This window comes from Burkholderia cepacia complex sp. TUM26381 (assembly GCF_057439935.1).
In genome coordinates this window covers 614,350-641,080 of sequence record NZ_CM172006.1, presented here as the reverse complement: position 1 = coordinate 641,080, position 26,731 = coordinate 614,350, and the positions used below count along the sequence as shown (strand labels likewise).

Annotated in this window: 25 protein-coding genes; 5 read left to right on the top strand and 20 right to left on the bottom strand. The window is 68.2% G+C overall.

Features of this window, described 5'->3' with window-relative positions:
- Positions 1–207 precede the first annotated feature (207 nt).
- A complete protein-coding gene (locus ACWMMN_RS03080; RefSeq protein WP_059236143.1) occupies positions 208–855 on the top strand; it encodes a TetR/AcrR family transcriptional regulator in 648 nt (215 codons plus the stop codon).
- Between the two features lie 74 nt (positions 856–929).
- Here the strand turns inward: ACWMMN_RS03080 and ACWMMN_RS03075 are convergent, their stop codons facing one another.
- The 4 genes from ACWMMN_RS03075 to edd form a co-directional block, all read right to left on the bottom strand.
- On the bottom strand, positions 930–1,433 hold the full coding sequence (locus ACWMMN_RS03075; protein ID WP_059236145.1) for a gluconokinase: 504 nt from the start codon (positions 1,431–1,433) through the stop codon (positions 930–932).
- Positions 1,434–1,446: 13 nt separating this feature from the next.
- On the bottom strand, positions 1,447–2,808 hold the full coding sequence (locus ACWMMN_RS03070; RefSeq protein WP_059236147.1) for a GntP family permease: 1,362 nt from the start codon (positions 2,806–2,808) through the stop codon (positions 1,447–1,449).
- A 219-nt stretch (positions 2,809–3,027) separates the two neighbouring features.
- Positions 3,028–3,654, bottom strand: a complete 627-nt coding sequence (eda, locus tag ACWMMN_RS03065) for a bifunctional 4-hydroxy-2-oxoglutarate aldolase/2-dehydro-3-deoxy-phosphogluconate aldolase (protein WP_059236150.1) — start codon at positions 3,652–3,654, stop codon at positions 3,028–3,030.
- A 19-nt stretch (positions 3,655–3,673) separates the two neighbouring features.
- Positions 3,674–5,530 (bottom strand): phosphogluconate dehydratase, encoded by a 1,857-nt coding sequence (gene edd, locus ACWMMN_RS03060; protein ID WP_486422964.1) that lies wholly within the window; start codon positions 5,528–5,530, stop codon positions 3,674–3,676.
- A 293-nt stretch (positions 5,531–5,823) separates the two neighbouring features.
- Between edd and ACWMMN_RS03055 the strand changes: the two genes are divergently transcribed.
- A complete protein-coding gene (locus ACWMMN_RS03055; protein WP_059236154.1) occupies positions 5,824–6,672 on the top strand; it encodes a MurR/RpiR family transcriptional regulator in 849 nt (282 codons plus the stop codon).
- Between the two features lie 119 nt (positions 6,673–6,791).
- Here ACWMMN_RS03055 and ACWMMN_RS03050 read toward each other — a convergent pair whose 3' ends face one another.
- The 9 genes from ACWMMN_RS03050 to ACWMMN_RS03010 all read right to left on the bottom strand — a co-directional run bounded on the left by ACWMMN_RS03050 (position 6,792) and on the right by ACWMMN_RS03010 (position 16,004).
- On the bottom strand, positions 6,792–7,214 hold the full coding sequence (locus ACWMMN_RS03050; protein WP_128841871.1) for a CopD family protein: 423 nt from the start codon (positions 7,212–7,214) through the stop codon (positions 6,792–6,794).
- 19 nt (positions 7,215–7,233) lie between these two features.
- Positions 7,234–8,505 carry a glutamate-5-semialdehyde dehydrogenase gene (locus ACWMMN_RS03045; protein WP_059236909.1) on the bottom strand — a complete coding sequence of 424 codons (1,272 nt, stop codon included), beginning with the start codon at positions 8,503–8,505 and terminating at the stop codon, positions 7,234–7,236.
- Between the two features lie 168 nt (positions 8,506–8,673).
- Entirely contained in the window at positions 8,674–9,768 is a 1,095-nt protein-coding gene (holA, locus tag ACWMMN_RS03040; protein ID WP_059236156.1) for a DNA polymerase III subunit delta, read from the bottom strand.
- Between the two features lie 18 nt (positions 9,769–9,786).
- On the bottom strand, positions 9,787–10,338 hold the full coding sequence (locus tag ACWMMN_RS03035; protein ID WP_340623792.1) for an LPS-assembly lipoprotein LptE: 552 nt from the start codon (positions 10,336–10,338) through the stop codon (positions 9,787–9,789).
- A 37-nt stretch (positions 10,339–10,375) separates the two neighbouring features.
- On the bottom strand, positions 10,376–12,970 hold the full coding sequence (leuS, locus tag ACWMMN_RS03030) for a leucine--tRNA ligase (RefSeq protein ID WP_059236160.1): 2,595 nt from the start codon (positions 12,968–12,970) through the stop codon (positions 10,376–10,378).
- Positions 12,971–13,151: 181 nt separating this feature from the next.
- Positions 13,152–13,610 (bottom strand): ExbD/TolR family protein, encoded by a 459-nt coding sequence (locus tag ACWMMN_RS03025; protein ID WP_059236163.1) that lies wholly within the window; start codon positions 13,608–13,610, stop codon positions 13,152–13,154.
- A 24-nt stretch (positions 13,611–13,634) separates the two neighbouring features.
- Positions 13,635–14,303 (bottom strand): MotA/TolQ/ExbB proton channel family protein, encoded by a 669-nt coding sequence (locus tag ACWMMN_RS03020; RefSeq protein ID WP_174993271.1) that lies wholly within the window; start codon positions 14,301–14,303, stop codon positions 13,635–13,637.
- An 18-nt stretch (positions 14,304–14,321) separates the two neighbouring features.
- Positions 14,322–15,119: a 4-hydroxy-tetrahydrodipicolinate reductase gene (dapB, locus tag ACWMMN_RS03015; protein WP_059236167.1), complete on the bottom strand. Its 798-nt coding sequence runs from the start codon at positions 15,117–15,119 to the stop codon at positions 14,322–14,324.
- Between the two features lie 63 nt (positions 15,120–15,182).
- On the bottom strand, positions 15,183–16,004 hold the full coding sequence (locus tag ACWMMN_RS03010; protein WP_174993272.1) for an outer membrane protein assembly factor BamE: 822 nt from the start codon (positions 16,002–16,004) through the stop codon (positions 15,183–15,185).
- A gap of 141 nt (positions 16,005–16,145) precedes the next feature.
- Here ACWMMN_RS03010 and fur point away from each other — a divergent pair, with 141 nt between their 5' ends.
- A complete protein-coding gene (gene fur, locus ACWMMN_RS03005) occupies positions 16,146–16,574 on the top strand; it encodes a ferric iron uptake transcriptional regulator (protein ID WP_011350926.1) in 429 nt (142 codons plus the stop codon).
- Positions 16,575–16,676: 102 nt separating this feature from the next.
- Here the strand turns inward: fur and ACWMMN_RS03000 are convergent, their stop codons facing one another.
- The 3 genes from ACWMMN_RS03000 to ACWMMN_RS02990 all read right to left on the bottom strand — a co-directional run bounded on the left by ACWMMN_RS03000 (position 16,677) and on the right by ACWMMN_RS02990 (position 19,658).
- Positions 16,677–17,210, bottom strand: a complete 534-nt coding sequence (locus tag ACWMMN_RS03000) for an ureidoglycolate lyase (RefSeq protein ID WP_174993273.1) — start codon at positions 17,208–17,210, stop codon at positions 16,677–16,679.
- Positions 17,211–17,224: 14 nt separating this feature from the next.
- Positions 17,225–18,232, bottom strand: a complete 1,008-nt coding sequence (gene alc / locus ACWMMN_RS02995) for an allantoicase (RefSeq protein ID WP_059236172.1) — start codon at positions 18,230–18,232, stop codon at positions 17,225–17,227.
- A gap of 103 nt (positions 18,233–18,335) precedes the next feature.
- Positions 18,336–19,658 (bottom strand): C4-dicarboxylate transporter DctA, encoded by a 1,323-nt coding sequence (locus ACWMMN_RS02990; protein ID WP_486422963.1) that lies wholly within the window; start codon positions 19,656–19,658, stop codon positions 18,336–18,338.
- A 213-nt stretch (positions 19,659–19,871) separates the two neighbouring features.
- Between ACWMMN_RS02990 and ACWMMN_RS02985 the strand changes: the two genes are divergently transcribed.
- Complete coding sequence (locus tag ACWMMN_RS02985; RefSeq protein WP_174993275.1) at positions 19,872–20,594, top strand: FadR/GntR family transcriptional regulator; 723 nt, start codon at positions 19,872–19,874, stop codon at positions 20,592–20,594.
- Between the two features lie 36 nt (positions 20,595–20,630).
- On the opposite strand, the gene cynR is transcribed toward ACWMMN_RS02985, so the two are convergent.
- Entirely contained in the window at positions 20,631–21,521 is an 891-nt protein-coding gene (gene cynR, locus ACWMMN_RS02980) for a transcriptional regulator CynR (RefSeq protein ID WP_486422962.1), read from the bottom strand.
- Positions 21,522–21,834: 313 nt separating this feature from the next.
- On the opposite strand from cynR, the gene ACWMMN_RS02975 reads away from it, so the two are divergent.
- Positions 21,835–23,034 carry an MFS transporter gene (locus tag ACWMMN_RS02975; RefSeq protein ID WP_486422961.1) on the top strand — a complete coding sequence of 400 codons (1,200 nt, stop codon included), beginning with the start codon at positions 21,835–21,837 and terminating at the stop codon, positions 23,032–23,034.
- Between the two features lie 104 nt (positions 23,035–23,138).
- On the opposite strand, the gene ACWMMN_RS02970 is transcribed toward ACWMMN_RS02975, so the two are convergent.
- The 3 genes from ACWMMN_RS02970 to ACWMMN_RS02960 form a co-directional block, all read right to left on the bottom strand.
- On the bottom strand, positions 23,139–24,191 hold the full coding sequence (locus ACWMMN_RS02970; RefSeq protein WP_486422960.1) for an L-idonate 5-dehydrogenase: 1,053 nt from the start codon (positions 24,189–24,191) through the stop codon (positions 23,139–23,141).
- Positions 24,192–24,201: 10 nt separating this feature from the next.
- Complete coding sequence (locus ACWMMN_RS02965; protein ID WP_059236183.1) at positions 24,202–25,155, bottom strand: 2-hydroxyacid dehydrogenase; 954 nt, start codon at positions 25,153–25,155, stop codon at positions 24,202–24,204.
- Between the two features lie 69 nt (positions 25,156–25,224).
- Positions 25,225–26,673, bottom strand: coding sequence for an MFS transporter (locus ACWMMN_RS02960; protein ID WP_059236185.1), 1,449 nt, complete (start codon positions 26,671–26,673; stop codon positions 25,225–25,227).
- Positions 26,674–26,731 lie beyond the last annotated feature (58 nt).

The window sequence follows — 26,731 nt, the reverse complement described above, 5'->3', positions numbered from 1 at the left end:
CCACATGGGTGTCAACGAGATAAAGGGCGCAATGGCCCGTGTTGACGGCGGGCACGCTCGTGCCGCCTGGATCCCGGACTGTGCGAAAGCACGTATTGAAAGGTGCCGGGACACCCAATTTCTACACCGCAGAAATAATTCTACAGTGTAGAATAAGCTTTCGTCAAGTTTACAGCCGGCGCCGCGCCGGCATGCCAGCCCGCCTCGATGAAAGACAAACCCGCCCAGGGCCCGCGCGGCCTCGACAAGGACGCGATCGTCGCGGCCGCGCTCGCGCTGCTCGAAGACGTCGGCGAAGCCGCGTTCAGCGTGCGCAAGCTCGCGCAATCGGTCGGCTGCGACCCGATGAGCGTGCTGTATCACTTCAAGTCGAAGGAAGGCCTGAGCCGCGCGATCGCGAACGCGCTGTCGCGCTCGCTCGTGCCGGTCGATCCCGCGCAGCCGTGGCGCGAGCGGCTGCGCGATCTCGCGCGCCAGTACCGCGCGCTCGCGCTGCGCTACCCTGCCGCGTTTGCGCTGTTGCAGCGGCACATGAGCACGGGGCCGGCCGATCTCGCGCATATCGAGGCCGTGCATCGCGCGCTGACCGATGCCGGCATCCCGCGCGCGGCGCTGCCGTCGGTGTGCGTCGGCTGGTATGCGAGCGTGATCGGCCTGGCCGCCGCCGAGGCCGGCGGTCTTACGCGCGCGGCCAACGACGTCGAGCTCGCGGAGATGCACGCGCTGTCCGACGCTGAGCATCCGCTCGTCAAGTCGGCCGCCCCGCTCTATGCGCAGCTCGACCCGGCGGCCGTGCACGACACGATGCTCGACGTGCTGCTCGACGGCATCGCACGGCGCGCGCATGCGGCCTGACCGACGCGCTCGCCGCCAACGAAAAAGGCGCCCCGAGGGGCGCCTTTTTCATGACGATTGCCGCGAACCGCAGCTCAGGGCTGCTGCGCGATGCCGATCTTCAGCATGACCTGATCGACGATCTGCTCGGGCGTCAGCTCGATGCTGACCTCGATCGCTTCGTCCGGGCCCGGCTCCTCGAGCGTGTCGAGCTGGCTCTTCAGCAGCGACGGATCGAAGAAATGGCCGGTGCGGCTCTTCAGGCGCTCGTGCAACACCTCGAACGAACCCTTCAGATACACGAACCGCACGTCGGTGTCGGTGCCGCGCAGCACGTCGCGGTACGACCGCTTCAGCGACGAGCACGTGAACACGGCCGTCTCGCCGGCACGCTGCTTTTCCTCGATGGCCGCGCGGATCGTGCGCAGCCACGGCCAGCGGTCGTCGTCGGTCAGCGGAATGCCTTGATGCATCTTTTCCTTGTTCGCCGCGCTGTGAAACGCGTCGCCGTCGGTATAGGTGCATGACAGGCGTTCCGCCAGCATTTCGCCGATTCGCGACTTGCCCGCGCCCGACACGCCCATTGCGATCAGAATCATTGACTACCCCTTGTTACAGAACCATGCTCAGCAGCAACGTGAAACTGAGACCGAGCACCGAGATGATGGTTTCAAGCAGCGACCAGGTCTTGAACGTCTGACCGACCGTCATCCCGAAGTATTCCTTGATCAGCCAGAAGCCGCCGTCGTTCACGTGCGAGAAGATCAGCGAGCCCGAGCCCGTGGCGAGCACCAGCAGCTCCGGGCTGACCGTCGTGCCGGCCGCCGCGGCGATCGGTGCGACGATGCCGCAGGCCGTCGTCATCGCGACCGTCGCCGAACCCGTCGCGAGACGCATCAGCGCCGCGACGAACCAGCCGAGCAGCAGCGGCGACAGGTGCGCGTGCTTCGCGGTCTCGACGATCTGCTGCGAGATCCCGCTGTCGCGCAGGACGCCGCCGAAGCCGCCGCCCGCGCCGACGATCAGCGTGATCCCGGCGATCGGTGCCAGGCACTCGCTGCAGAACTTCTGGATCTGGTCGCGGTTGAAGCCCTGCAGCTTGCCGAACGTGAAGAAGCTCACGAGCACGGCGATCAGCAGCGCGACGTCCGAGTTGCCGGCGAAGCGCAGCAGGTTGTTCGGCAGCGACTTCGGCGTGAACAGCAGGTCGGCCCAGCTGCCGACGAGCATCAGCACGACGGGCAGCAGGATCGTGAACAGCGTGATGCCGAAGCTCGGCAGTTCGCGCTTGCGGCCGTCCGCGTGCGAATCGACGAATTGCGACGCCAGCGGGTTGTTTTCCGGCAGCTTCACGAACTTCGAGATCGTCAGCGCGAACAGCGGGCCCGCGATGATCGCGGTCGGCACGCCGACGAGCAGGCCGAACGCGATCGTCTTGCCGATATCGGCGCCGTATTGCTGAACGGCGAGCAGCGCGGCCGGGTGCGGCGGGATCAGCCCGTGCACGACGGACAGGCCGGCCACCATCGGCAGGCCGACGACGAGCAGCGACTTGCCGGTGCGCTTCGCGACGTTGAACGCGATCGGGATCAGCAGCACGAAGCCGACTTCGAAGAACACCGGCAGGCCGACGATGATCGCGACGAACATCATCGCCCAGTGGATGTTCTTTTCACCGAACCAGTCGATCAGCGTGGTCGCGATCCGTTCGGCGCCGCCCGATTCGGCCATCATCTTGCCGAGCATCGTGCCGAGGCCGACGACGATCGCAATGTGGCCGAGCGTGCCACCGGTGCCCGCCTCGAACGACTTGACGATCTTGTCCATCGGCATGCCGACGACGAGACCGAGGCCGAGCGACACGATGATCAGCACCAGGAACGGGTAGATCTTGTAGCGCGCGATCATCAGGATCAGCGCGGCAATCGCGATCAGCGTGAATACGAGCAGCATGCTGCCTTGAACAGCCCCCATGTGGCACTCCTCCTAGAATTGTTCGAACCGGGCGAGTTGTTGCGAGTATGCCCGGCTATGCAGGTCTCCGAAACACGGGGGGTACCCACCCCGTCAGGACGCTGAATTTTACTTATCTTTGCGGCCTGCGGATAGAACCGGTTCCATCAGCAAAAACCCTCGGTAAAACAAGCACTAAGCGCTTGTCACCGAGGGTCGATCCTTCATTTCATACAAGCATCAGCGGGGCAACTGGCTCGCGGCTTGCGCGAGGCGCGTGACTTCGGCCCAGTCCTGCGCGGCGAGCGCGGCCTTCGGCGTGAGCCACGAGCCGCCAACGCACACGACGTTCGGCAGTTTCAGGAAGTTCGGCGCGGTTTCGACGGTGATGCCGCCCGTCGGGCAGAACTTCAGCGCCGGGAACGGGCCGTGGAACGCCTGCAGCATCGGCACGCCGCCCGCCTGCTGCGCGGGGAAGAACTTCACGATCTCGTAGCCGAATTCGAGCGCCTGGATGATGTCGCTCGGCGTCATCACGCCCGGCAGCAGCGGCAGGCCTGCGTCGAGCGACGCGAGGTGCAGCTCCTTCGTCAGGCCCGGCGACACGCCGAACTTCGCGCCCGCGCGCTTCGCCTGCGCGCAGTGCTCGGGCTTCGTGATCGTGCCGACGCCGACGACGATGTCGTCCGCGAGCTGGCTCGCGCGCTGGATCGCTTCCAGGCCGGCCGGCGTGCGCAGCGTGATCTCGAGTACCTTCACGCCGCCCGCGTGCAACGCGCGCGACACGTTTTCACCCTGCTCGACCGAGTCGAATGCGAGCACCGGAATGACCGGGCCGAGCTTCACGATTTCAGCAATCGTCTTCATTGAATTGGCTCCTTGAAATTCATGCGGCGACGTGGGCGGCCGTTTCGCCGACCAGCGTCCCGAAAACCGATGCGCCCTGCTCGGCCGGCGCCGCGGCCGCGCGGAACACGCCGAACAGTTCGCGCCCGAAACCGACTTCGTTCTCGGCCTGGTGCAGCGGCTGCGCGACCGGGCGCGCGTGCCACTCGGCGTCGTCGACCTCGATGTCGAGCACACCGGCTTCCGCGTCGATCACGAGCGTGTCGCCCGTCTTCACCTTGCCGAGCGGGCCGGCCAGCAGCGCCTCCGGCGACACGTGGATCACGGCCGGCACCTTGCCCGACGCGCCGGACATGCGGCCGTCGGTGACCAGCGCGACGTGGAAGCCCTGATCCTGCAGCACGCCGAGCAGCGGCGTCAAACGGTGCAGCTCGGGCATCCCGTTCGCGCGCGCGCCCTGGAAGCGCACGACCGCGACGAAATCGCGCTTCAGCTCGCCGCGATCGAAGGCTTCCTGCACGGCTTCCTGCGAATCGAACACGATCGCGGGCGCCGTCACCTTGCGGTGCTCGGGTGCGACCGCCGAAATCTTGATCACGCCGCGGCCGAGCCGGCCCTGCATCAGGCGCAGGCCGCCGTCCGGCTGGAACGGGTCGCGGATGCCGCGCAGCACTTTCGTGTCGTGGCTCTCGGCCGTGCCGTCGAGCCACGTCAGCTTGCCGTCGATCAGCTTCGGCTCCTTCGTGTAGTGCGTGAGACCCTTGCCGGCAACCGTCGTCACGTCCTCGTGCAGCAGCCCGCCCTCGAGCAGGTTGCGCACCAGGAACGCGACGCCGCCCGCCGCGTGGAAGTGGTTCACGTCGGCCTTGCCGTTCGGGTAGATCTTCGCGAGCAGCGGCACGACGGCCGACAGTTCGTCGAAGTCGTTCCAGTCGATCAGGATGCCGGCCGCGCGCGCGATCGCGACAAGGTGCAGCGTGTGGTTGGTCGAGCCGCCCGTCGCGAGCAGCGCGACGATCCCGTTGACGATCGCCTTCTCGTCGATCACATGGCCGATCGGCGTGTAGTGGCCGCGCTCGACCGTCAGGTCGAGCACGCGGCGCGCGGCCTCGGCGGTCAGCGCGGTACGCAGCGGCGTGTGCGGATGAACGAATGCGGAGCCCGGCAGGTGCAGCCCCATCAGCTCCATCAGCATCTGGTTGCTGTTCGCGGTGCCGTAGAACGTGCAGGTGCCGTGGCCGTGATATGCGGCCGATTCGGCTTCGAGCAGCGCGTCGCGGCCGACCTGGCCGGTCGCGAACTGCTGGCGGATCTTCGCCTTGTCGTCGTTCGACAGGCCGCTCGTCATCGGGCCGGCCGGCACGAAGATGGTCGGCAAATGGCCGAACTGCAGCGCGCCGATCAGGAGGCCCGGCACGATCTTGTCGCAGATGCCGAGGCAGAGCGCCGCGTCGAACATGTTGTGTGTGAGCGCAATCGCCGTGCCCATCGCGATCGCTTCGCGCGAGAACAGCGACAGCTCCATCCCCGGGTTGCCCTGCGTGACACCGTCGCACATCGCCGGCACGCCGCCCGCGAACTGCGCGACGCCGCCGTTCTCGCGCGCGGCCGCCTTGATGATCTCGGGGAAATCCTTGTACGGCGCATGCGCGGACAGCATCTCGTTGTACGAGGACACGATGCCGATGTTCGGCTCGCGGATTGCCTTGATCGAGAACTTGTCGTTACCCTCGAGGCCCGCGAAGCCATGCGCGAGGTTCGCGCACGACAGCGCGCCGCGTGCCGGGAACTTGCCCTGCGCGCCGTCGATGCGCTGCAGATAGGCGGAACGGGTCGATTGGCTGCGGGCGATCACGCGTTCGGTGACCTTCGCCAGAGTGGGGTGCAGCGACGTCATGCTGGGCGCTCCTGTATGCCGGCCGACACCGGCGGTTGGAATCGTGGGGACCGTCGAGTGCTTCGACTGAACGAAGCCAGTCTAGTAGAAAAACTACAAGCATGCAATGCGGGTTGATGGGCGCGCAACCCTTATTCCCGCCACCAGCAAGGCTTTACCTAGTGAAAACCCTAATCACCCACCCCGCCTTGACGTCGAACACCTCGAAACAACGCTAGTATTTTCATGTAGATTTTCTACAATTCGATTGCGATACACTCGCTCATCCGAACCCGATTTCCACATGCCGTCCCATGCTGCCTCGCATTGAAGCGATCCGCGCCGACCTGCGCCCGTCCGAGCGCAAGCTCGCCGACTACATCCTCGCCGCACCGCGCGAGGTGCTCGACCTCGCCATGACCGAGCTGTCGACGCGCGCGGGCGTCAGCCAGCCGACGATCGCGCGCTTCTGCCAGGCGCTCGGCTGCAGCGGCTTTCGCGAATTCAAGATCCGGCTCGCGCAGAGCGTCGCGCCGGGCGTGTCGTCGGTGTACCGCGACGTCGAGCCCGACGAGCCGGCGCCCGGCATCATCGGCAAGGTGTTCGACCGCACGATCGGCGCGCTGATCGAAGTGCGCAACAGCCTGTCCGCGGGCAGCGTCGCCGACGCGATCGCGCTGCTGTCGAATGCGTCGCGGATCGAGTTCTACGGCGCCGGCGGCTCGGGTATCGCCGCGCAGGACATCCAGCACAAGTTCTTCCGGCTCGGCGTGCCGAGCGTCGCGTACTCGGATCCGCACACGTTCTCGATGTCGTCGGCGCTGCTCGGGCCGCACGACGTCGTCGTCGCAATCTCGAACACGGGCCGCACGCGCGACATCGTCGACGCCGCGCGCTCCGCGCTCGCGTGCGGCGCGAAAGTCGTCGCGATCACGCAAAGCCATTCGCCGCTCGCGAAGCTCGCGACCGTCAGCCTCGCGTCGAACGTCGCCGAGGAAACGGACGTGTTCTCGCCGATGACGTCACGCATGTCGCATCTCGCGATCGGCGACATCCTCGCGGTCGGCGTCGCGCTGTCGCGCGGCCCCGCGCTGATGGAGCGGGTCGGCCGTGCGAAGGAAGCGATCACGCGGCGCCGGATCGACGACGGCACGAAGGATTGAACCGGGATCGTGCGCGAAACGGCACAGCGTGTAAACGAACAACGGCGCCCCTCGGGGCGCCGTTTTGCATGATTCGAAGCGGTACGCGCCCGCCGGCCGTGCGTGGCCGGCCGCGCCGCTCAGAACGGCTTGATCACGACCAGCGCGACCGCCGCGAGCATGCCGAGCACCGGCAGCTCGTTGAACACGCGATACCACTTGTCGGTGCGGCGGTTCTCGCCGCGCTCGAACACCCGCAGCAGATGCCCGCAGTACGCGTGGTAGATGACGAGCAACAGCACGACCGTCACCTTCGCATGGATCCAGCCCTGCCCCTGCCCGATGCCGATCACGAGCCACAGCCACAGCCCGCAAGCCAGCGCCGGCACCGCGATCATCGTCATGAAGCGGAACAGCTTGCGCGCCATCAGCAGCAGGCGCCGCACCGCGGCCGGATCGGTCTCCATGGCCAGGTTCACGTAGATGCGCGGCAGGTAGAAGAGCCCCGCGAACCACGCGGCGATCAGAACGACATGGAACGTCTTGACCCAGAGCATTGCCATTGGTGGTGCGCCTCGCTGGTTACTGGCGGCCTTCGCCGTGTCCGAGCACGACGTACTTCAGCGACGTCAGCCCTTCCAGGCCGACGGGGCCGCGTGCGTGCAGCTTGTCGTTCGAGATGCCGATTTCCGCGCCGAGGCCGAATTCGAAGCCGTCCGCGAAACGCGTCGACGCATTGACCATCACGCTCGCCGAATCGACTTCGCGCAGGAAACGCATCGCGCGGTCGTGATCCTCGGTGACGATCGCATCCGTGTGATGCGAGCCGTAATGGTTGATGTGCTCGATCGCGGCGTCGAGGCCGTCGACGACCTTGATCGCGAGCACCGGCGCGAGATACTCGGTGTGCCAGTCTTCCTCGGTCGCATCGACGAGCGGGCCGACGCCCGCATCGGCGAGCACCGCGCGCGCAGCCGCATCGACGCGCAGTTCGACCTGCTTGTCGCGATACAGCTTGCCGAGCGGCGGCAGCAGCGCGGCCGCGATGCCGCTCGACACGAGCAGCGTCTCCATCGTGTTGCAGGTGCCGTAGCGGTGCGTCTTCGCGTTGTCGCACACAGTCAGCGCCTTGGCGAGATCGGCGCGATCGTCGACGTACACGTGGCAGATGCCGTCGAGGTGCTTGATCATCGGCACGCGCGCCTCGTTGATCAGGCGTTCGATCAGGCTCTTGCCGCCGCGCGGCACGATCACGTCGACGAATTCGGTCATCGTGATCAGCTTGCCGACCGCCGCGCGATCGGCCGTCGCGACGACCTGCACCGCGTCCTGCGGCAGGCCGGCCGCCTCGAGCCCTTCGCCGATCAGCTTCGCGAGCGCCGCATTCGATTCGAGCGCTTCGGAGCCGCCGCGCAGGATCGTCGCGTTGCCCGACTTCAGGCACAGCGCGGCCGCGTCGATGGTCACGTTCGGGCGCGATTCGTAGATGATGCCGATCACGCCGAGCGGCACACGCATCTGGCCGACCTGGATCCCGCTCGGGCGGAACTTGAGGTTGCCGATCTCGCCGATCGGATCGGCCAGCGACGCGACCTGGCGCAGCCCTTCGACCATCGTCTTCAGCGCCTTGTCCGACAGCGTCAGGCGGTCGACGAACGCTGCATCGAGCCCCTTTTCGCGGGCACGGGCGACGTCGCGTGCATTCGCGTCCTTCAGCACCTGCGCGTCGCGTTCGATCGCGCGGGCCACCGCGTCGAGCGCCGCGTTCTTCGCGGCCGTGCTGGCGCGCGCCATCGCGCGGGAAGCGTGCCGGGCGCGACGGCCCAGGTCGGTCATGTACTGATCGATATCCATCGTGTGACTCGAGAAGCGCGCCGCACGGAGCGGCATGAATTCGTGGGGGAAGCGTGGGGCGGCCATCCGCGGGACAGCCATCCGGCAAAGCAGCGGCCGAGAAGCCGCGCCAGCTATCGAGACATTGTAAGCGGGTTGCGCACTGCGCGCTGAAGGCCCGGACGGGACTTAGCGTCGCACGCGACCCGCGGTCGGCGGTCGCTCGCCGCGCGCGCCCGCGACCGTCATCGCGAGCTGGAACAGCCCGTCCCACGGATCGGGCGGCGGTTCGTCCTGCGTGCGGCGGCCCGGCGCGACGGCCGTGAGCCCCTTGACCTGCCGGTCGAGCTTCGCGGCAAACGCGAGCGCTTTCTCGAGCGCGGCTTCCGATACGCGGTTCAGTGCGGGGCCGATCAACCGCTCGCGCGGCCCCCACACGCGGTTCTCGCGCAGCAGCGTCGCCAGCGGCTTGCCGGCCGTCGCGCCGCGCTTGATCCGCAACAGCGTGCGCAATTCCTCGACGACGGCCCACATCACGAGCACGATTGCCTCGCCCTCGCCCTTCAGCCCGTCGATCATCCGCGCGAGCCGCGCGGCGTCGCCGGCGAGCATCGCTTCGTTCAGCTTGAACACGTCGTAGCGCGCGACGTTCAGCACCGCGTCGTGCACCTGCTCGAACGACAGCGCACCTTGCGGATACAACAACCCGAGCTTCTGGATTTCCTGGTGTGCGGCAAGCAGGTTGCCTTCGACGCGCTCCGCGATGAACTGCAGCGCGCGCCGCCCGTCGTCGCCGGGCGCGGCACGCTGGCCCTGCATCGCGAGACGCTGGCCGATCCAGTTCGGCAGCTGCGCACGGTCGACCGGATCGATCTTCAGCGCGACGCCGCCGTTCTGCAGCGCGGTAAACCATGCGGATTTCTGCGTGGCCGCATCGAGACGCGGCAACGTGACGAGCATCAGCGCGTCGGGATTGGGCGTGGCCGCGAGCGTCTTCAGCGCGTCGGCGCCTTCCTTGCCGGGCTTGCCCGACGGAATGCGCAGCTCGATCAGCTGGCGCTCGCCGAACAGCGACATCGCCTGGGTCGCGCCGAGCAGCACGCTCCAGTCGAAGCCGCGCTCGACCGTATGCACCGAACGCTCGGTGAAGCCGGCCGCACGCGCGGCCGCACGAATGCGGTCGCACGCTTCCTGCGCGAGCAGCGGCTCGTCGCCGTAGACGGTATAGAGCCCGGCCAACCCCTTCGCGAGGTGCGGCTCCAGTGCATCAAGTCGCAATTGCATCGATACGTGCGCCGTCGATCAGAGCGGCGGCGGCGGCAGCGGTGCGCGCGGCGCAACGCCCGGCACCACGTCCTCGGGCGCCGGCGTCAGCGAGTGGACGATCGCGAGACGCCGCATCAGCTGGTCGACCGCGTCGTTCTGCATGTCGCCGAACAGGATGTCGGCTTCCTGCGACTTCGCGTTCGTGTACTGGTCGCTGTACGTCATCGCGCGGTTCAGCGCGATCACGCTCGGCGGAATCAGCACGGTGCCGTCCTTGCTCGCCAGCGTGTAGCGCAGCGTGTAGAAGAGCGCGTATTCCTGCGCGGAACCATACTTGTTGAGCGTCAACGTGTTCTGGCCACGCGATTCCCACATGGTCAGCACGGCGTCGGCGTCGTCCGCCGACTTGACGATCTTCGTGTCGCTGCCGGCCTCGACGAGACGCGTGAGCCGCGCCTCGACGGGTGCCGGCGCGCCGGCCACCATCAGGTGCTTGAACGCGTAGTCCTGCTGGCCGCGCAACTGGAAGCCGCATGCCGACAGCATGACCGCGCTGCCGGCGAGCATCAAAAACGATCTGCGGATCACCTTCGCTCCTTCTGGGTACGTCCGACGGCCGCGGCCGTCAGACGACGATGTTCACGAGGCGGCCCGGCACGACGACGATCTTCTTCGCCGGCTTGCCGTCGCTGAACTTCGCGAACGCTTCGTCGGCCACCGCCGCGGCTTCGATCGCCTCGCGGCTCGCGTCCTTGGCGACCTTCAGCGCGCCGCGCACCTTGCCGTTCACCTGCAGCACGAGTTCGATCTCGGCCTGCTCGAGCGCGGCCTCGTCGACCTTCGGCCACGGCGCATCGAGCAGCGGGCCGAATTCGTCCGCGTAGCCGAGCGCCTTCCACAGTTCGAACGTGACGTGCGGCACGACCGGGTACAGCACGCGCAGCAGCACGCCGTACGCCTCGCGCAGCACGCCGGGCGTGGCGCCCTTCGCGCCGTCGATCGCGTTCAGCATCTTCATCGCGGCCGACACGACCGTGTTGTACTGCAGGCGCTGGTAGTCGAAATCGGCCTGCTTCAGCACGCTGTAGATCTCGCGGCGCAGTGCCTTGTCGGCTTCGCCGAGCGCAGCGGCATCGAAGCCCGCACGAACCGCAAGCGCTTCGCGGTTGCCATAGCCGAAGCTCCACACGCGGCGCAGGAAGCGGCTCGCGCCCTCGACGCCCGCGCCCGACCACTCGAGCTGCTGCTCGGGCGGCGCCGCGAACATCGTGAACAGGCGCGCGGTGTCGGCGCCGTACAGGTCGATCAGCACCTGCGGATCGACGCCGTTGTTCTTCGACTTCGACATCTTCTCGATGCCGCCGAGCACGACCGGCTGGCCGTCCGCGTTCAGCGTCGCGCCGACCGGGCGGCCCTTGTCGTCGTGCGTGACCGTCACGTCGACCGGGTTGTACCAGGTCTTCTTGCCCGATGCGTCTTCGCGGTAGAACGTTTCGTTCAGCACCATCCCCTGCGTGAGCAGGTTCTTCGCCGGCTCGCCGAACTTAACGAGGCCGAGGTCGCGCATCACCTTGGTCCAGAAGCGCGAATACAGCAGGTGCAGGATCGCGTGCTCGATGCCGCCGATGTATTGATCCATCGGCATCCAGTAATCGGTGCGCGCGTCGACCATCGTGTCGGCGTCCGGCGCCGTGTAGCGCGAGAAGTACCACGACGAGTCGACGAACGTGTCCATCGTGTCGGTTTCACGCTTCGCGGCCGCGCCGCACTTCGGGCACGCGCAGTTCACGAATGCTTCCGACTTCGCGAGCGGGTTGCCCGAGCCGTCCGGCACGAGGTCTTCCGGCAGCACGACCGGCAGGTCCTGCTCCGGCACCGGCACGTCGCCGCACGACGGGCAGTGGATGATCGGGATCGGCGTGCCCCAGTAGCGCTGGCGCGATACGCCCCAGTCGCGCAGGCGCCACGTGACCTGCTTGTCGCCGAAGCCGCCGGCGTTCAGGTCGGCCGCAACCGCATCGACCGCTTCCGCGTAGCGCAGGCCGTCGTACTTGCCGCTGTTCACGCAGACCGCGGTTTCCTTGTCGCCGTACCATTCCTGCCATGCGTCGAGCGAGTACGCCTGACCTTCGGACGAGATCACCTGCCTGATCGGCAGGTCGTACTTCTTCGCGAATGCGAAGTCGCGCTCGTCGTGGCCCGGCACGCCCATCACCGCGCCTTCGCCATAGCTCATCAGCACGTAGTTGCCGATCCACACCTCGACCGGCTCGCCGGTCAGCGGGTGCTTGACCGAAAAGCCCGTCGCGACGCCCTTCTTTTCCATCGTCGCGACATCGGCTTCGGCGACGCCGCCACGCTTGCATTCGTCGATGAACGCAAGCAGCTCGGGCTTGTCCTGGGCGAGGCGCGTGGCGAGCGGATGCTCGGCCGCGATCGCGCAGAACGTGACGCCCATGATCGTGTCGGCGCGCGTCGTGAACACGCGCAGCAGCTTCTGCTCGCCGTCGAGTTCGTACGGGAAGCCGAAGTTCACGCCGAAGCTCTTGCCGATCCAGTTCTGCTGCATGATCTTCACGCGCTCCGGCCAGCCGAGGCCGTCGAGGTCGTTCAGCAGCTCATCCGCATACTGCGTGATCCGCAGGTAGTACATCGGGATCTCGCGCTTCTCGACGAGTGCGCCCGAGCGCCAGCCGCGACCGTCGATCACCTGCTCGTTCGCGAGCACGGTCTGGTCGACCGGGTCCCAGTTCACGGTGCCCGTCTTCTTGTACGCGATGCCCTTCTCGAGCATCTTCAGGAACAGCCACTGGTTCCACTTGTAGTAGTCGGGCTTGCACGTCGCGATCTCGCGCGACCAGTCGATCGCGAGGCCCATCGACTGCATCTGGCCCTTCATGTAGTCGATGTTGTCGTAGGTCCACTTCGCGGGCGGCACGCCGTTCGCCATCGCGGCGTTCTCGGCCGGCATCCCGAATGCATCCCAGCCCATCGGCATCAGCGTGTTGTAGCCGTTCATACGCAGATAGCGGTACATCACGTCGTTGATCGTGTAGTTGCGCACGTGACCCATGTGCAGCTTGCCGGACGGATAGGGCAGCATCGACACGCAGTAGAACTTCGGCTTCTGCGAATCTTCCTGCGTCTTGTAGGCATCGGCTGCGCGCCAGTCGCCCTGGGCGGCGGCTTCGACGTCGGCGGGTACGTATCTCTCGTGCATGGTGTGGTTCGGGCTAGGCTTTAAGCGGCGCGACGGCTCGCGCGCAGGATTGGATCGAAAATCGTGCTCGCCCGGCGCGGGAACAGGCTGGCTGTTCCCGCGCCGGGGAAAACGTCGATTATACCGCCCGTGCGGGCTCGCACGGCCGGTCTCGCGGGCCGGGGCCCGCAACGACGGCGTGTCAGGGTCTTGCCGCGGCGGCAGCCGGCGCGGCGGCGCCCGCCTGCGGCGGCATGTCGGTCACGAAACCGATCCGCGTGAGGCCCGCGGCCTGCGCGGCCCCCATCACCTGCGCGATCACGTCGTAGCGCGTCGCGCGCGATGCGCGCAGCCGCAGCTCGGGCGGCGCGGCGCCCGCGGCAGCAGCCCGGAAGCGCGCGGGCAGCGCGTCGAGCGCCACGGGTGCATCGTCCCAGTACAGCTTGCCCGCGTCGTCGATCGACAAAGTGACGGATTGCGGCGTGTCGCGCGCGACGCTCGCGGCGACCTTCGGCAGGTCGAGCCGGATCGCGTGCGTCATCAGCGGCGCGGTGATGATGAAGATGACGAGCAGCACGAGCATCACGTCGATCAGCGGCGTCATGTTGATCTCCGCCATCGGCGCGGACGTCTTGTGGTGCTCGAGCCCACCGAATGCCATGGTCGTTTCTCCCGGGCCCGTCCGTCAGGCGCCCTCTGCGCACACGAACACGTGCAGGTCGCGCGCGAAACCGTCGAGTTCCTCGGCGAGCTGCCGGACGAGCCGCCCGAGGATGTTGTAGGCCAGCACCGCGGGAATCGCGACGACGAGCCCGAACGCGGTCATGATCAGCGCCTCGCCGACCGGCCCCGCGACGTTCTCGATCTGCGCCTGCCCGCTCGCGGCGATGCTGCCGAGCGCGTGGTAGATGCCCCACACGGTGCCGAGCAGCCCGACGAACGGCGCGGTGCTGCCGATCGACGCGAGCAGCACCTGGCCGAATTCGAGACGCCGCTGCGAGCGCAGCATCGCGTGACGCAGCGCGCGCAGCACGCGTTCGCTGCGCTCGACGCGCGCGGCCAGCGCGGCCGGGTCGTGATCGTCGGCAGCGTCGCGTGCGGCTTCGGCGAGCGGCACGAACACGCGCTCGCGATCGGCGCCGGCGAGCGCGGCAATGCCCGCGTCGAGCGACGGCGCGCGCCAGAACGCGGCGAGCGCACGCGGCCCCTGCCGCTTCGCGCGGACCAGGAGCCAGGCTTTCATGAAGAGGAAGCACCAGCTGGCGACGGACATCGCCAGCAGGACATAGGCGACCGCATGCGTGATCGCATCGCCGCTTTCGAGGTAGTGGACAACGCCGGTGGGTATCGCCATCGGAGTTTCCCCGTGGGGTCAGCGCAGGCCGAGCACGTCCTGCATGTCGAACAGGCCGGCGCCACGCGCCGACAGGAAGCGGACCGCGCGCAGCGCGCCTTGCGCGTACGACACGCGGCTCGACGACTTGTGCGTGATCTCGATGCGCTCGCCGATCCCGGCGAACAGCACGGTGTGGTCGCCGACGATATCGCCGCCGCGCACGGCCGCAAAGCCGATCGACGACGGATCGCGCTCGCCCGTCACGCCGTGACGGCCGTAGACCGCGCACGCGTCGAGCGAGCGGCCGAGCGCGCCGGCGACGGCTTCGCCCATCATCAGCGCGGTGCCCGACGGCGCATCGACCTTGTGGCGGTGATGCGCCTCGATGATCTCGATGTCGTAGCCGTGCGAGAAATGCTTCGCCGCGAATTCGAGCAGCTTCAGCGTGACGTTCACGCCGACGCTCATGTTCGCCGCGAACACGATGCCGATCTTGGCCGCAGCAGCCTGCAGCCCGGCTTTCTGCTCGGCGGTGAAGCCGGTCGTGCCGATCACGAGCTTCACGTCGTGGCGCAGTGCGGCCTCGATGTGGGCCATCGTGCCTTCCGGACGCGTGAAATCGATCAGGGTGTCGGCCTGCGCGAACACGGCGTCGAGGTCGTCGGTCAGCTTGATCCCGGTTTCCTTGCCGAGGAACGCACCGGCGTCCTGGCCGAGGAACGGCGAATCGGCGCGGTCGAGCGCGCCGACGAGCTGCGCGTCGGGTTCGTTGAGAACGGCTTCGATCAGCATCCGGCCCATTCGGCCCGATGCGCCGGCAATCGCAATCTTCATGGCTTTCTACACGACAGGTCTAAAGGCGGGCGGCCCGAGCCGCCCTGGTTCCGCAAGCCGGGCTTACTGCGCCGGTGCGGTGAGCGGCTGGTTCTGCAGGTTGTCCGAGCCTTGCGGGCCGACGGGCGGCGACGCCTCGTTCGACACGTTCGGCTGCGGCGGACGATGGAACTGGAACTGCGGCTGGATCGCCGGCGCGGCGCCCGGCGGCTGGCCGCCCGGCACCGGCGCGCCGCCCGAAGCCTGCGCGGACGGCGTGAAGCGGCGGGAAGCCGAACCCTGCCCCGACACCTGGTTGGTCGCGCGGTTCGCCGCGCGGGCAGCCTGTGCGTTCGCGTCCTGGTCGACCGCTGCGCCGGACGCCGGCGCGGCGGCCGGGCTGGCGACGGCTTCCGGCGCCGGCGCGTTCGCCGCTTGCGCAGCGCTCGCGGCGGCGGCCTCGGAAGCGGCCCTCGCCTTCTTCGCCGCCTCGGCAGCCTTCGCCTTCTTGCCGCCGCGGTCGCCGTCGATGTCGGCCAGCAGGTCGAGCTCGGACGGCAGGTTGTCGGCGCCGGTCCAGCCCGCGAGACGGTCACCCGAGAAGGTCACCACGAGGTCACGCTGCTGGACGATCGACGTCGAGCCGCGCTTGAAGTAGAAGAGGTAATCCCAGCGATCCGCGTGGAACATGTCCGCGAGCAGCGGCGTGCCGAGCAGTGCGCGGACTTGCTCGCGCGTCATGCCGGCCTGCAACTGCGCGGCTTTCTCCTGCGACACGAAGTTGCCCTGCACGACGGTGATCCGATAGGGCGTGATGCTCTGCGCAATGCGCTGCGTCACGCTGTCGTACGACGAACAACCCGCCAGCGCGACGACGGCGGCGGCAGCGATGATGGCACTCCGCATGCGACTCCTCTGAAAGTGCGAAAGCGATTCTGGGATCATTTCCTTCACCGTGCTGACCCGCGTACAGGTCGCGCGTGTTTCTGGAACGGCGAAAAGCCGGTAACATTGAAGCCCTGCATTGTACTCTAGGGATGCCTAGCCATGACCAATCCGACGGATCTCAAGAATATCGGGCTAAAGGCCACCCTACCGCGCCTCAAGATTCTCGAGATCTTCCAGCAGAGCCCCGTGCGCCACCTGACGGCTGAAGACGTCTACCGGAACCTGCTCAACGAGCAGCTCGACATCGGGCTCGCCACCGTCTATCGCGTGCTCACGCAGTTCGAGCAGGCCGGCCTGCTCACGCGCAGCAACTTCGAATCCGGCAAGGCCGTGTTCGAGCTGAACGAAGGCTCGCACCACGACCACCTCGTGTGCCTCGATTGCGGCCGTGTCGAGGAATTCTTCGACGCCGAGATCGAAGGCCGCCAGCAGGCGATCGCGAAGGAGCGCGGCTTCCGGCTCCAGGAGCACTCGCTCGCGATGTACGGTTCGTGCACGACCGAGAACTGCCCGCACCGCAAGCACTGATTCGCGCCACCCGCGCACGCAGCACGGCCCGGCCGGCATCTCGCCGCCCGGGCCGTGTTCTTTTCCGGATCGCGTCGCGCGGCGCGCGGGCCGCCGGAAGGCTTACGAATGCCCTTCGACGCTCGCGCAGGCCGGCTCGAATTCGAGCGCCCATGCGCCGTCGAGCGGGATCTCGTCGCAGTTCGGCTGCGGCCCGCCGCGATCGACGATCACGAAGTCGCTGACCGCGTCGAGCGCGAGCAGCGGATGGTGCCAGACACCCTTTGCATAATTCACGCCCTGCCAGCCTTCGGCGAGGAACGCGCGCATCGCGTCGGGCCGGAAGTCGCCGGCCGGCGCGACGACGATCGCGTAGCGCGCCACGGCCGCGAGCGGGATGAACGCCTGGCTGCCGTGCGGATGGCGCTCCATCAGCGTGACCGCGACCGGCAGCGCGCGCGGCTGTGCGCGAAACACGCTGACGAGCGGCCGGCCGCCGTCCGCACACACGTCGATCGTCGCGAGATCGTGAAAGCGCTCGGTCGTGCCGCCGTTGATCGGGAAATGCCGTGCGCCTTCGAGCGCGATCACGTCGCCGAACGGCGCGAACGCGTCGCGGGTCAGGCGCTCGACGCGCAGGATGCGGGATCCGGTCATGACGTTGCCCTCCTTCAGGCCGGCTCGCCCCACAGACGCAGGCGCGACACGCCGCCGTCGGGGAAGATGTTGAAACGCACGTGCGTGACGGGGCCGTGCGCCGCGAGCGAGTCGAACGTGTGCACATGATCCATCTGCAACTTCTGCTCGCCGAGCAGTTCGGCCCAGAACATCGCCTGCGTGACCAGCGAATCGTCGGTGCCGCCCGTGACGTGCGCGGCCTGCAGCGAGCAGCGATCGGGGAAATTGCCCTTGAAGAACGCCGTGTCGACCTCGACGCGCCGGATGATGCCCGGCCGCGCGAGCGCGACGATCGCCCAGTCGTTGCCGGGCTCGCGGCGGCGCCGCGTTTCCCAGCCGTCGCCCATGTTCGCGCCGCGCCCCGGCATCAGCATCTGCGATGCCGGCCCGAAGTGCTGGTTGTTCGCGGCCACCAGATAGCCGCCGTTCTCGATCGCCGCGAGATCGACAAGTTCGCCGGCCGGCACGCGGCGCCAGTCGCGCTGCGGCTGGCCGTACACGCGCAACCGTGCGAGCCCGCCGTCCGGATACAGGTTCACGCGCAGGTGCGTGACCGGCTGCGCGTCGTCGACGCTCACGTAGTGATGCGCATTGCCCTGCAGCGTCGTCGCGGGGACGATCGGGCGCCATTCAGCGTCGTCGGGCGGCGTGTCGCCGTCGACGGCGCACGCCTCGATCGACGCGGCCGGCGGGAAGTTGCCGGTGAAGTGGCTCGTATCGAGATCGACGCCGTAGATCACGCCCGGCCGCGCGAGGCGCACCACGCAGAAATCGTGGCCGGTCGTGCGCTTGCGGCGCGTTTCCCAGCCGTCCATCCACTTGCCGTGGTCGTCGTACTTGCCGGGGATGAACACGGCCGGCTCGGGATTCAGCATGCGCTCCTTCGGCGCGAAGAATTCGTCGCTGGCAAAGAGCGCCTGCGCACCGAGGCGCGGGTCGGCGAGGTTCATGTAACGCCGCGTGAAGGCCGGCGCGTTCGGATCGAGGATGGGGGCTGCCATGTCGTCTCCACTATCTTGTGAGGGGCCGGCGCATCGTCGGGCCGGCCGCAGGAAATTCGATCGCGCGACACGGCCGGGGAAGCCGATACGCGCGGGGCCGCGCTCAGAGCGCGTGGGCCTGGTCGCCGGCGACCGGCGCCGCATTGCCTGCCTCGTCGGCCGGCACGTAGCGCAGCTCGCGGTTCAGCACGCGCTTCGCACGGGCGCGGTCGATGTCGTTCTCCCACACCGCGACGACGACCGTCGCGACGCAGTTGCCGATCAGGTTGGTCAGCGCGCGGGCGATGCCGACGAACCAGTCGACCGGCAGGATCAGCACGAGGCCGAGCACCGGAATCGCGGGGATCGCCGACAGCGTCGCCGCGAGGATCACGATCGCCGAACCCGGAATGCCGTGCGCGCCCTTCGACGTGACGAGCGACACGAGCAGCACGACGATCAGGTCGTGCGTCGACAGCGGCGTGTTGGTGGCCTGCGCGATGAACAGCACCGCGAGCGTCAGGTAGATCGAGAAGCCGTCGAGATTGAACGAATAGCCGGTCGGGATCACGAGGCCGACCGTCGAATCCTTGATGCCCATGTATTCGAGCTTGCTCATCACCTGCGGCAGCACCGCGTCCGACGACGCCGTGCCGAGCACGATCGACAGTTCCTCGCGCAGGTAGCGGATCAGCTTGAACACCGAGAAGCCCGCGAGCCGCATCACCGTGCCGAGCACGACCGTGACGAACACGAAACAGCTCAGGTAGAACACCGCGACGAGGTAGCCGAGCTGCTTGAGCGACGCGACGCCGTACTTGCCGGTCGTGAACGCGATCGCGCCGAGCACGCCGAGCGGCGCGAGCTTGATGATGAAGCCGATGATCCGGAAGAACACGTGCGACAGTTCCTCGACCAGCGAGTTGACGCGCTGCGCCTTGTCGCCGAGCAGCGACAGCGCCGAGCCGAACAGCACCGCGAACACGAGGATCTGCAGGATGTCGCCCTTCGCGAACGCGTCGATCGCGGTCTCGGGGATGATCTTCATCAGGTAGCCGGCCGTGTCCTTCAGGCTTTCGGCGTTCTTCGCGTACGACGCGAGCGACGCTGCGTCGAGCGAGCGCAGGTCGATGTTCATCCCGACGCCCGGGCGCGTGAGCCACGCGAGCACGAGCCCGATGCCGAGCGCGAGCGTCGTCATGACCTCGAAGTAGATGACGGCTTTCAGGCCGACCCGGCCGACCTTCTTCAGGTCGCCCGCATTGGCCATCCCGCTGACCACGACGCAGAACACGATCGGGCCGATGACCATCTTGATGAGCTTCAGGAAGCCGTCGCCAAGCGGTCGCAACGACTCGGCGAAATGCGGGAAGAACGCGCCGAGCGCGACCCCCAGGATCAATGCGACGACTACCCGGCCAAACAGCGAATTGAGGAATTTCGACACGGCGCTCTCCCGATCCAACGGTTGCAGTTTCGTCTGTTCATACTGGTAAGACCAGTGATGTTATGGTGGATAGTAGGAAGCCGATATAGTGGCGTCAAGGACGGACGAAATAGGGATTTCCCGCCCCCTGCGCGCCCGGTTCCGGTGCACTGGAAAGGGGCGAATCGTGGCTTTCCCGTAGGGCAGTCATGCACCGCCTGCGTGCGGATTACAATGCCGGTCAGACCGGCCAAAGTTCACATCATGAAAAGCGTTCCGCATACCGTGACCGACGCCGCCATCGCGACGATCCGAGACCGGATCGAGGCAGGCGTCTATCCGGTCGGCAGCCTGCTGCCGGCCCAGCGCCAGCTCTCCGAGGAGCTGGAGATCAGCCGCGCGTCGCTGCGCGAGGCGCTGTCGACGCTCGAAGCGCTCGGGATGCTGCGCATCCGGGCGGGCAAGGGCGTGTACGTCGAAAGCGCGCAGGCGTCGGCCGCGCATCCGTGGCAATTCGCCGAGCAGTCGTCGCCGCCCGATACGTACCAGATGCGTTATGCGCTCGAGGGGTTCGCCGCGCGGATGGCCGCGCATGTCGTCAGCGACACGGACATCGCGTGGTTCGAGGACAACCTCGCCGCCCTGCACGTCGCCCTGACCGAAAACGCAATCGACGAAGCGTCGCAGCTCGACTTCGACTTCCACATGCGGATCATCCATCTGGCCGGCAACGCGGCGATCGAATCGGTGCTGCGCAGCAGCGCGGACATCATGAAGGAAAGCCAGCGCATGCCGTTCTACCGGCGCGAGCTGCTGCTGTCGACGTGGCACGAGCATCGCGCGATCGTCGATGCGCTGATCGCGCGCGACGCGGCCGCCGCAGGCACCGCGATCGAAACGCACATCGCGAACGCCGCGCAGCGCGCGGGCATCTTCTTCCCGACGCCGCGCGCATAACGCGCCCGGCGCCCGGCCGCCACCCGGTCGTACCGGTCACCCGCCCGACGGATCGCGATACGCCAGCGCGCGCTCGATGAACGCGCGCGCCGCGACGCTGCGGTAAGCGCCCTTGCGCGTGAGCAGCGCGGCCGTGCGCGTCGGCAGCGGCGGATCGATCTCCAGCGCGCACAGGTCGCCGCTCTCGCGTGCGATCGCGTCGGGCAGCACCGTCGCGAGCCGGCCGCATCGCACGAGCGCCAGCACCGCGCTGATCGTATTCGTCTCGATCGCGATCTCCGGCTGTGCGCCATGCTCGATGAAATACCGGTCGATGCTCTCGCGCGTCGCGAATGCGCGGCTCAGCAGCACCAGCCGCTCGCCACCCAGCTCCGCCGGGCTCAGTGCGCGGCGGCGCCGCGCGAGCCGGTGCGTGCGGCCCGTCACGAGCGCAAGCGGCTCGTCCCACAGCGGCAGCGCGTCGATGTCCGGCGCGCGCGGCGGCATGAATGCGAAACCCGCGTCGAGCCGGTCGTCGGCGAGCAGCGCTTCGATGCGCGCCTGCGGCATCGCGTCGATCGTCAGCGCGACGTTCGGGTAATCGGCATGGAACGCATCGATCAGCGAGCCGCTCAGGTAGGCCGCGAAGGTCGGCATCATCGCGAGCCGCAGCGACCCGCTGCCGAGATCGGCGACGTCGTGCAGCGCGCGCTGCCCCGTCTCGAGCTCGTGCAGCGCGGCGCGTGCATGGCGCGCATAGACCTCGCCGAATTCGGTGAGCTGCACCGTGCGGCCCGAGCGGTCGAACAACTGCACGCCGAGCGTTTCCTCGAGCTGGCGCACCTGCTGCGACAGCGTCGGCTGCGACACGTGCAGCGCGTCGGCCGCGCGCGTGAAACTGCGCTGCTCGGCGACGGCCAGGAAATAGCGGATGTGGCGGAGAAGCATCGCGGCCGATGTATTGGTTTCACCAATGGATACCATAACGATCCAGTCTTGGACGCTATGGGACGATTCCCGCATCATACGCACATCCGCTCCGGTGTATCGCACCTGCCTCCCGCACCGGAGCGGCCCGCCCGGGCCCGCCCTGCCTCCGCCCGCCGCACGGCGATCCGCCGCCCGCCCGAACGGGGCCCGGCCGCGATCCGCCCGGCGCGCATCGGTTCACCGCCGATCCGTTGACGCCGGCCCCGATTTCCGTCACCCCGCGCAACCGACGGCCCCGTGCCGCCGGCCGGCGCCGCTGTTTTTCGCGACCATGGAACCGCATCACGACAACCACCCTCCCCTGACCCGCGGCATGACGCTGCTGTTCGCCTGCGCGTGCGGCATCGTCATCGGCAACATCTACTATGCGCAGCCGCTGCTCGCCGCGATCGCGCGCAGCTTCGGCCGCGCGCCGACCGAACTCGGCTATCTCGTCACGCTGACGCAGCTCGGTTATGCGGCGAGCCTGCTGCTGATCGTCCCGCTCGGCGACGCGGTCAACCGCCATACGCTGATCGTGCGGCTGCTGATGCTCAACGTCGTCGCGCTGGTCGCGGTCACCTTCAGCACGAACTTCACGATGTTCGTCGTCGCGAACATCGCGGTCGGCTTCGTCACCTGCTCGACGCAGCTGCTCGTGCCGTTCGCGGCATCGCTCGCCGATGCACGCTCGCGCGGCCGCGCGGTCGGCACCGTGATGAGCGGCCTGTTGCTCGGCATCCTGCTCGCGCGCGTCGCGGCCGGCGCGATCGCCGACGGGTTCGGCTGGCGCGCGGTGTACGGCATCGCCGCGGTGATGGTGCTCGCACTGACCGCCGTGCTCGCCGTGAAGCTGCCGAAGGATCGCCGCGACGCACGCCTCGACTATGCGGCACTGATGAGGTCGCTCGTCGCGCTGGTGCGTGCGCAACCGCTGATCGCGCTGCGCTCGACCTACGGCGCGCTCGTGTTCGCGTGCTTCAGCCTGCTGTGGACGGGCCTCACGTTCCTGCTGAGCCAGCCGCCTTACAGCTATTCCGAAGGGCAGATCGGCCTGTTCGGCGTCGTCGGCGCAGTGGGTGCGCTCGCGGCAACGTCGGCCGGCCGGCTCGTCGATCGCGGCCACGGCAATGCGGCGACGGGGCTGTTCGCGGCGGCCGTGCTCGCGTCGTTCGCGCTGATCGCGACCGGCGCGCACTCGCTCGCCGCGCTGATCGCGGGCATCCTGCTGCTCGACGTCGGCGTGCAAGGCATGCACATCTCGAACCAGAGCGTGATCTATGCGCTCGCCGGCAACGCGCGCAGCCGCGTGACGACGATCTACCTGACGAGCTATTTCATCGGCGGCGCGCTCGGGTCGTTCGCGGCAAGCGTCGCGTACGGTGTCGACGGCTGGCGCTGCGTATGCATCGCCGGTGCGGCGCTGTCGGGCGTGCTGATCGCGCTGTGGCTCGCATCGCAGCGCGTCGGCACGCGGCAGGTCACTCAGTGATGCGGTAGTCCGGTTCCGCAGCACGACGAAAAAAGGCACGCCGCGCGAATCGCGGGCGTGCCTTTTTGACGACGTCGATCCCGTCGCGCGCTAGCGCCGGACCGTCACGCGGCCGCGAAATCGATCAGCACCTTCATCGCGCGCTGCCGGTCGCCGGCCAGCTCGAATGCGAGATTCGCGTCGCGCACCGGGAACACGCGCGTGACGGCCGGCCGCAGGTCGACGCGCCCCGCATTGATCAACTGCACCGCAAGCGCGAATTCCGCGTGAAAGCGGAACGATCCGCAGATCGACAACTCCTTCGCGACCACGACATTCTGCGGCAGGCTGACGTCGCCACCGAGCCCAAGCTGCACGACGACGCCGCGCGGCCGCATCACGTCCAGCCCGTCGCGCAGCGCACGCGCATTGCCCGAACACTCGATCATCACGTCGAACGTGCCCTTGTCGGCGGCGTAACGCTCGACCCAGCCGGCATCGGCCGCCGCATTGACCGTGCGGTCGGCGCCGAGCGCGCTCGCGACTGCCAGCGGCGCCTCGACGACGTCGGTCGCGACGATCTCCGCCGCCCCGTGCACACGCGCCGCCGCGACCGCGAGCACGCCGATCGGCCCGCAGCCGGACACGAGCACGCGCTTGCCGATCAGCGGGCCCGCGCGCGACACCGCATGCAGCCCGACCGCGAACGGCTCGGCGAGCGCCGCGAGCGACAGCGGCACGTGCTCGGCGACCTTCACGCACTGCACCGCGTCGCACACGAGCGCGTTGCGGAACGCGCCCTGCACGTGCGGCATCCGCATCGCGCTGCCGTAGAAGCGCATGTCGAGACACTGGTTCGGCAAGCCTTCGAGGCAATAGCGGCACGCACCGCACGGGCGGCTCGGATTGACCGCGACGCGGTCGCCGACCTTCACCGACGTCACGTCCGGCGCGACTTCCGCGACCGTGCCGGCCACCTCGTGGCCGAGCACCATCGGCTGCTGCAACCGTATCGCGCCGAAGCCGCCATGCCGGAAGTAATGCAGGTCGGAGCCGCAGATGCCGCCCATCGCGACGGCGACGCGCACCTGGCCCGGACCGATCTCGCCCGCGTCCTGTTCCTCGACCCGCAGGTCGTTCGGCCCGTGGATCACGACACACATGCAACGCATACGCATGACAGCCTCCTCAAACGACCGGCGTGAGCAGCGGCTCGCCGGCGAAGTGCGCGGCGAGGTTGTCGCGCACGAGCCAGCCCATCGCCTGGCGCGTCTCGATCGTCCCGCTCGCATGGTGCGGCTGCAGCAGCACGTTCGGCAACGCGAGGAAACGCGGGTCGATGCGCGGTTCGTTCCAGAACACGTCGAGCGCGGCGCCGGCGATCGCGTTGCGTTCGAGCGCGTCGAGCAGCGCCGGTTCGTCGACGGTCGTGCCGCGCGACACGTTCACGAGATAGCCTTGCGGCCCGAGTGCGTCGAGCACGGCCGCGCCGACGAGGTGACGCGTCGCCGGCCCGCCCGCGAGCGTGACGATCAGCAGGTCGCACCAGCCGGCCAGCCCGGCGAGATCGCCGAAGAAACGGTGCGGGCTGTCCGCGCGCGGTGCGACGTCGAAGTAGCCGAGTTCGACGTCGAAACCGGACAGCCGGCGCGCGATGGTCGTGCCGATCCGGCCGAACCCGACCACGCCGACCCGTTTGCCGTAGAGCCGCGTGACGAGCGGCATGTCGCCGTCGCGCCACGCGCCGGAACGCACGTACGCATCGCCGGCGCCGATCCGGCGCAGCATCGCGAGCGCGAGCCCGACGCCGAGGTCGGCAACGTCGCCGGTCAGCACGTCGGGCGTGTTCGTCACGCGAATGCCGCGCTCGCGCGCAGCGGCGAGATCGATCGCGTCGGTGCCGACGCCATAGCATGCAATGATCTCGAGCTTCGGCAGCGCGGCGATCAGTTCGGCATTCGCGCCGAGATCGCCGCGGGTCGCGATCGCGCGCACGCCGGCGCTGTGTTCCGAGAGGAACGCCGCGCGGTCGGCGGCTTCCCACAACCGGTGGACGTCATAGCCGGCCAGCCATGCGTCGTCCCACGGCTGGTAAGGGCCCGTCATCAGCAGGTCGGGCCGCTGGGTCGATTCGTGCGCCATCTGCGCTTGCTCCTGTCGAAATGAGTGGAATGCGAATGCATGCCGGGCCGCATCAGCCGCCCGGCGCGTTCATGCGTGCCGGGCGAGCGCATCGGCGTCCGGCGCCGGTGCGGCCTGCGCCGCGTCGAGCGGATCGTCGAGATCGCGGTTCAGCGTTTCGGGCATCCGCGACGTCGTGAACAGCGTGATCAGCGTCAGCAGCACCAGGTACGCGGCGATCGGCACCCAGGCGCGCACGCCGGCCGCGTGGTCGCCGCCGTGCAGCGCGATCACGGTCGCGATGATCGTGGCGCCGACGAGCGGCGCGATCCCGCCCGCCAGCACGGCCGACACTTCACGCGAGAACGACACGCCCATGTAGCGATGGCGCGCGCCGAACAGTTCGGGCAGCAGCGCGGCCTGCGCGCCGAGCATCCCCCAGTTCGCAAAGCCTTGCGCGACCGAGATCGCGATCACGCTCGCGACCACGTTGCCGTGGCTGAAGATCCACCACACCGGGAACGCGAGCGCGAGCTGCAGCCATGCGAACGTGCGATACACGCGCACGCGGCCGAAGCGGTCGCTCAGCCAGCCGGCCAGCGGCACCGTGCCCGCGCCGACGGTTGCCGCGCACACCAGCGCGAGCGCGCCGATCGGCCCTTTCATCCCGATCACGCCGGCGAGATAGCTGACCGCGAGCGCCTGGTAGATCGACGAGCCGCCGTTCTCGGCCATCCGCAGGCCGATGCCGATCAGGAGCGAGCGTTTCGAATGCCGGACGGCGCTCTTCAGCGGATTCGCGGAGACCTGCGCACGCTTCTCGAGCCGCACGAAGGTCGGCGACTCGTGCAGCCGCACGCGCATGTAGATCCCGACTGCGACGATCGCCGCGCTGAACAGGAACGGCACGCGCCAGCCCCAGCCGTCGGTCACGCGGTCGATGTTCGCGAGCAACAGGAAATAGACGGCGGCCGCGAGCACCGTGCCGAGCTGGATGCCGAGAAACGGCAGCGACGCATAGAAGCCGCGCTTGCCCGGCGGCGCGTATTCGGTCATCAGCACCGCGGCGCCGGCCTGCTCCGCGCCGGCACCGAGCCCCTGCAGGATGCGCAGCAGGATCAGCAGCGCGGGCGCCCAGTAGCCGGCCGTCGCGAAGGTCGGCAGCACGCCGATCAGCGTGCTCGCGATGCCCATCAGCAGCACCGTCGCGGTCAACACGAACTTACGGCCGATCCGGTCGCCGAGCACGCCGAACACGACGCCGCCGAGCGGGCGCACCGCGAAGCCGACGAAATAGGTGCCGAAGCTCGCGATCAGCCGCATCTCGGCGGTCTGCGCGGGAAAGAACAGCGGCCCGAACACCAGCGCCGACGCAAGCGTGTACAGCGCGAAATCGTAGTATTCGAGCGCGCTGCCAAGCGAGCACGTCCATGCCGCGCGGTTGAGCTGCTTCGTGTCGACGCCGCGGCGCTCGACGGTGTCGGCCGGCGTGCCGGACCCTGCATCGTGCCGCGCGGGCGGCGGGGAAATGCGATCCATCGTTGTCTCCTGTCTCCTGCCTTCCGTTCCGGAACCCGGCGCGATGCGCCGGGACATC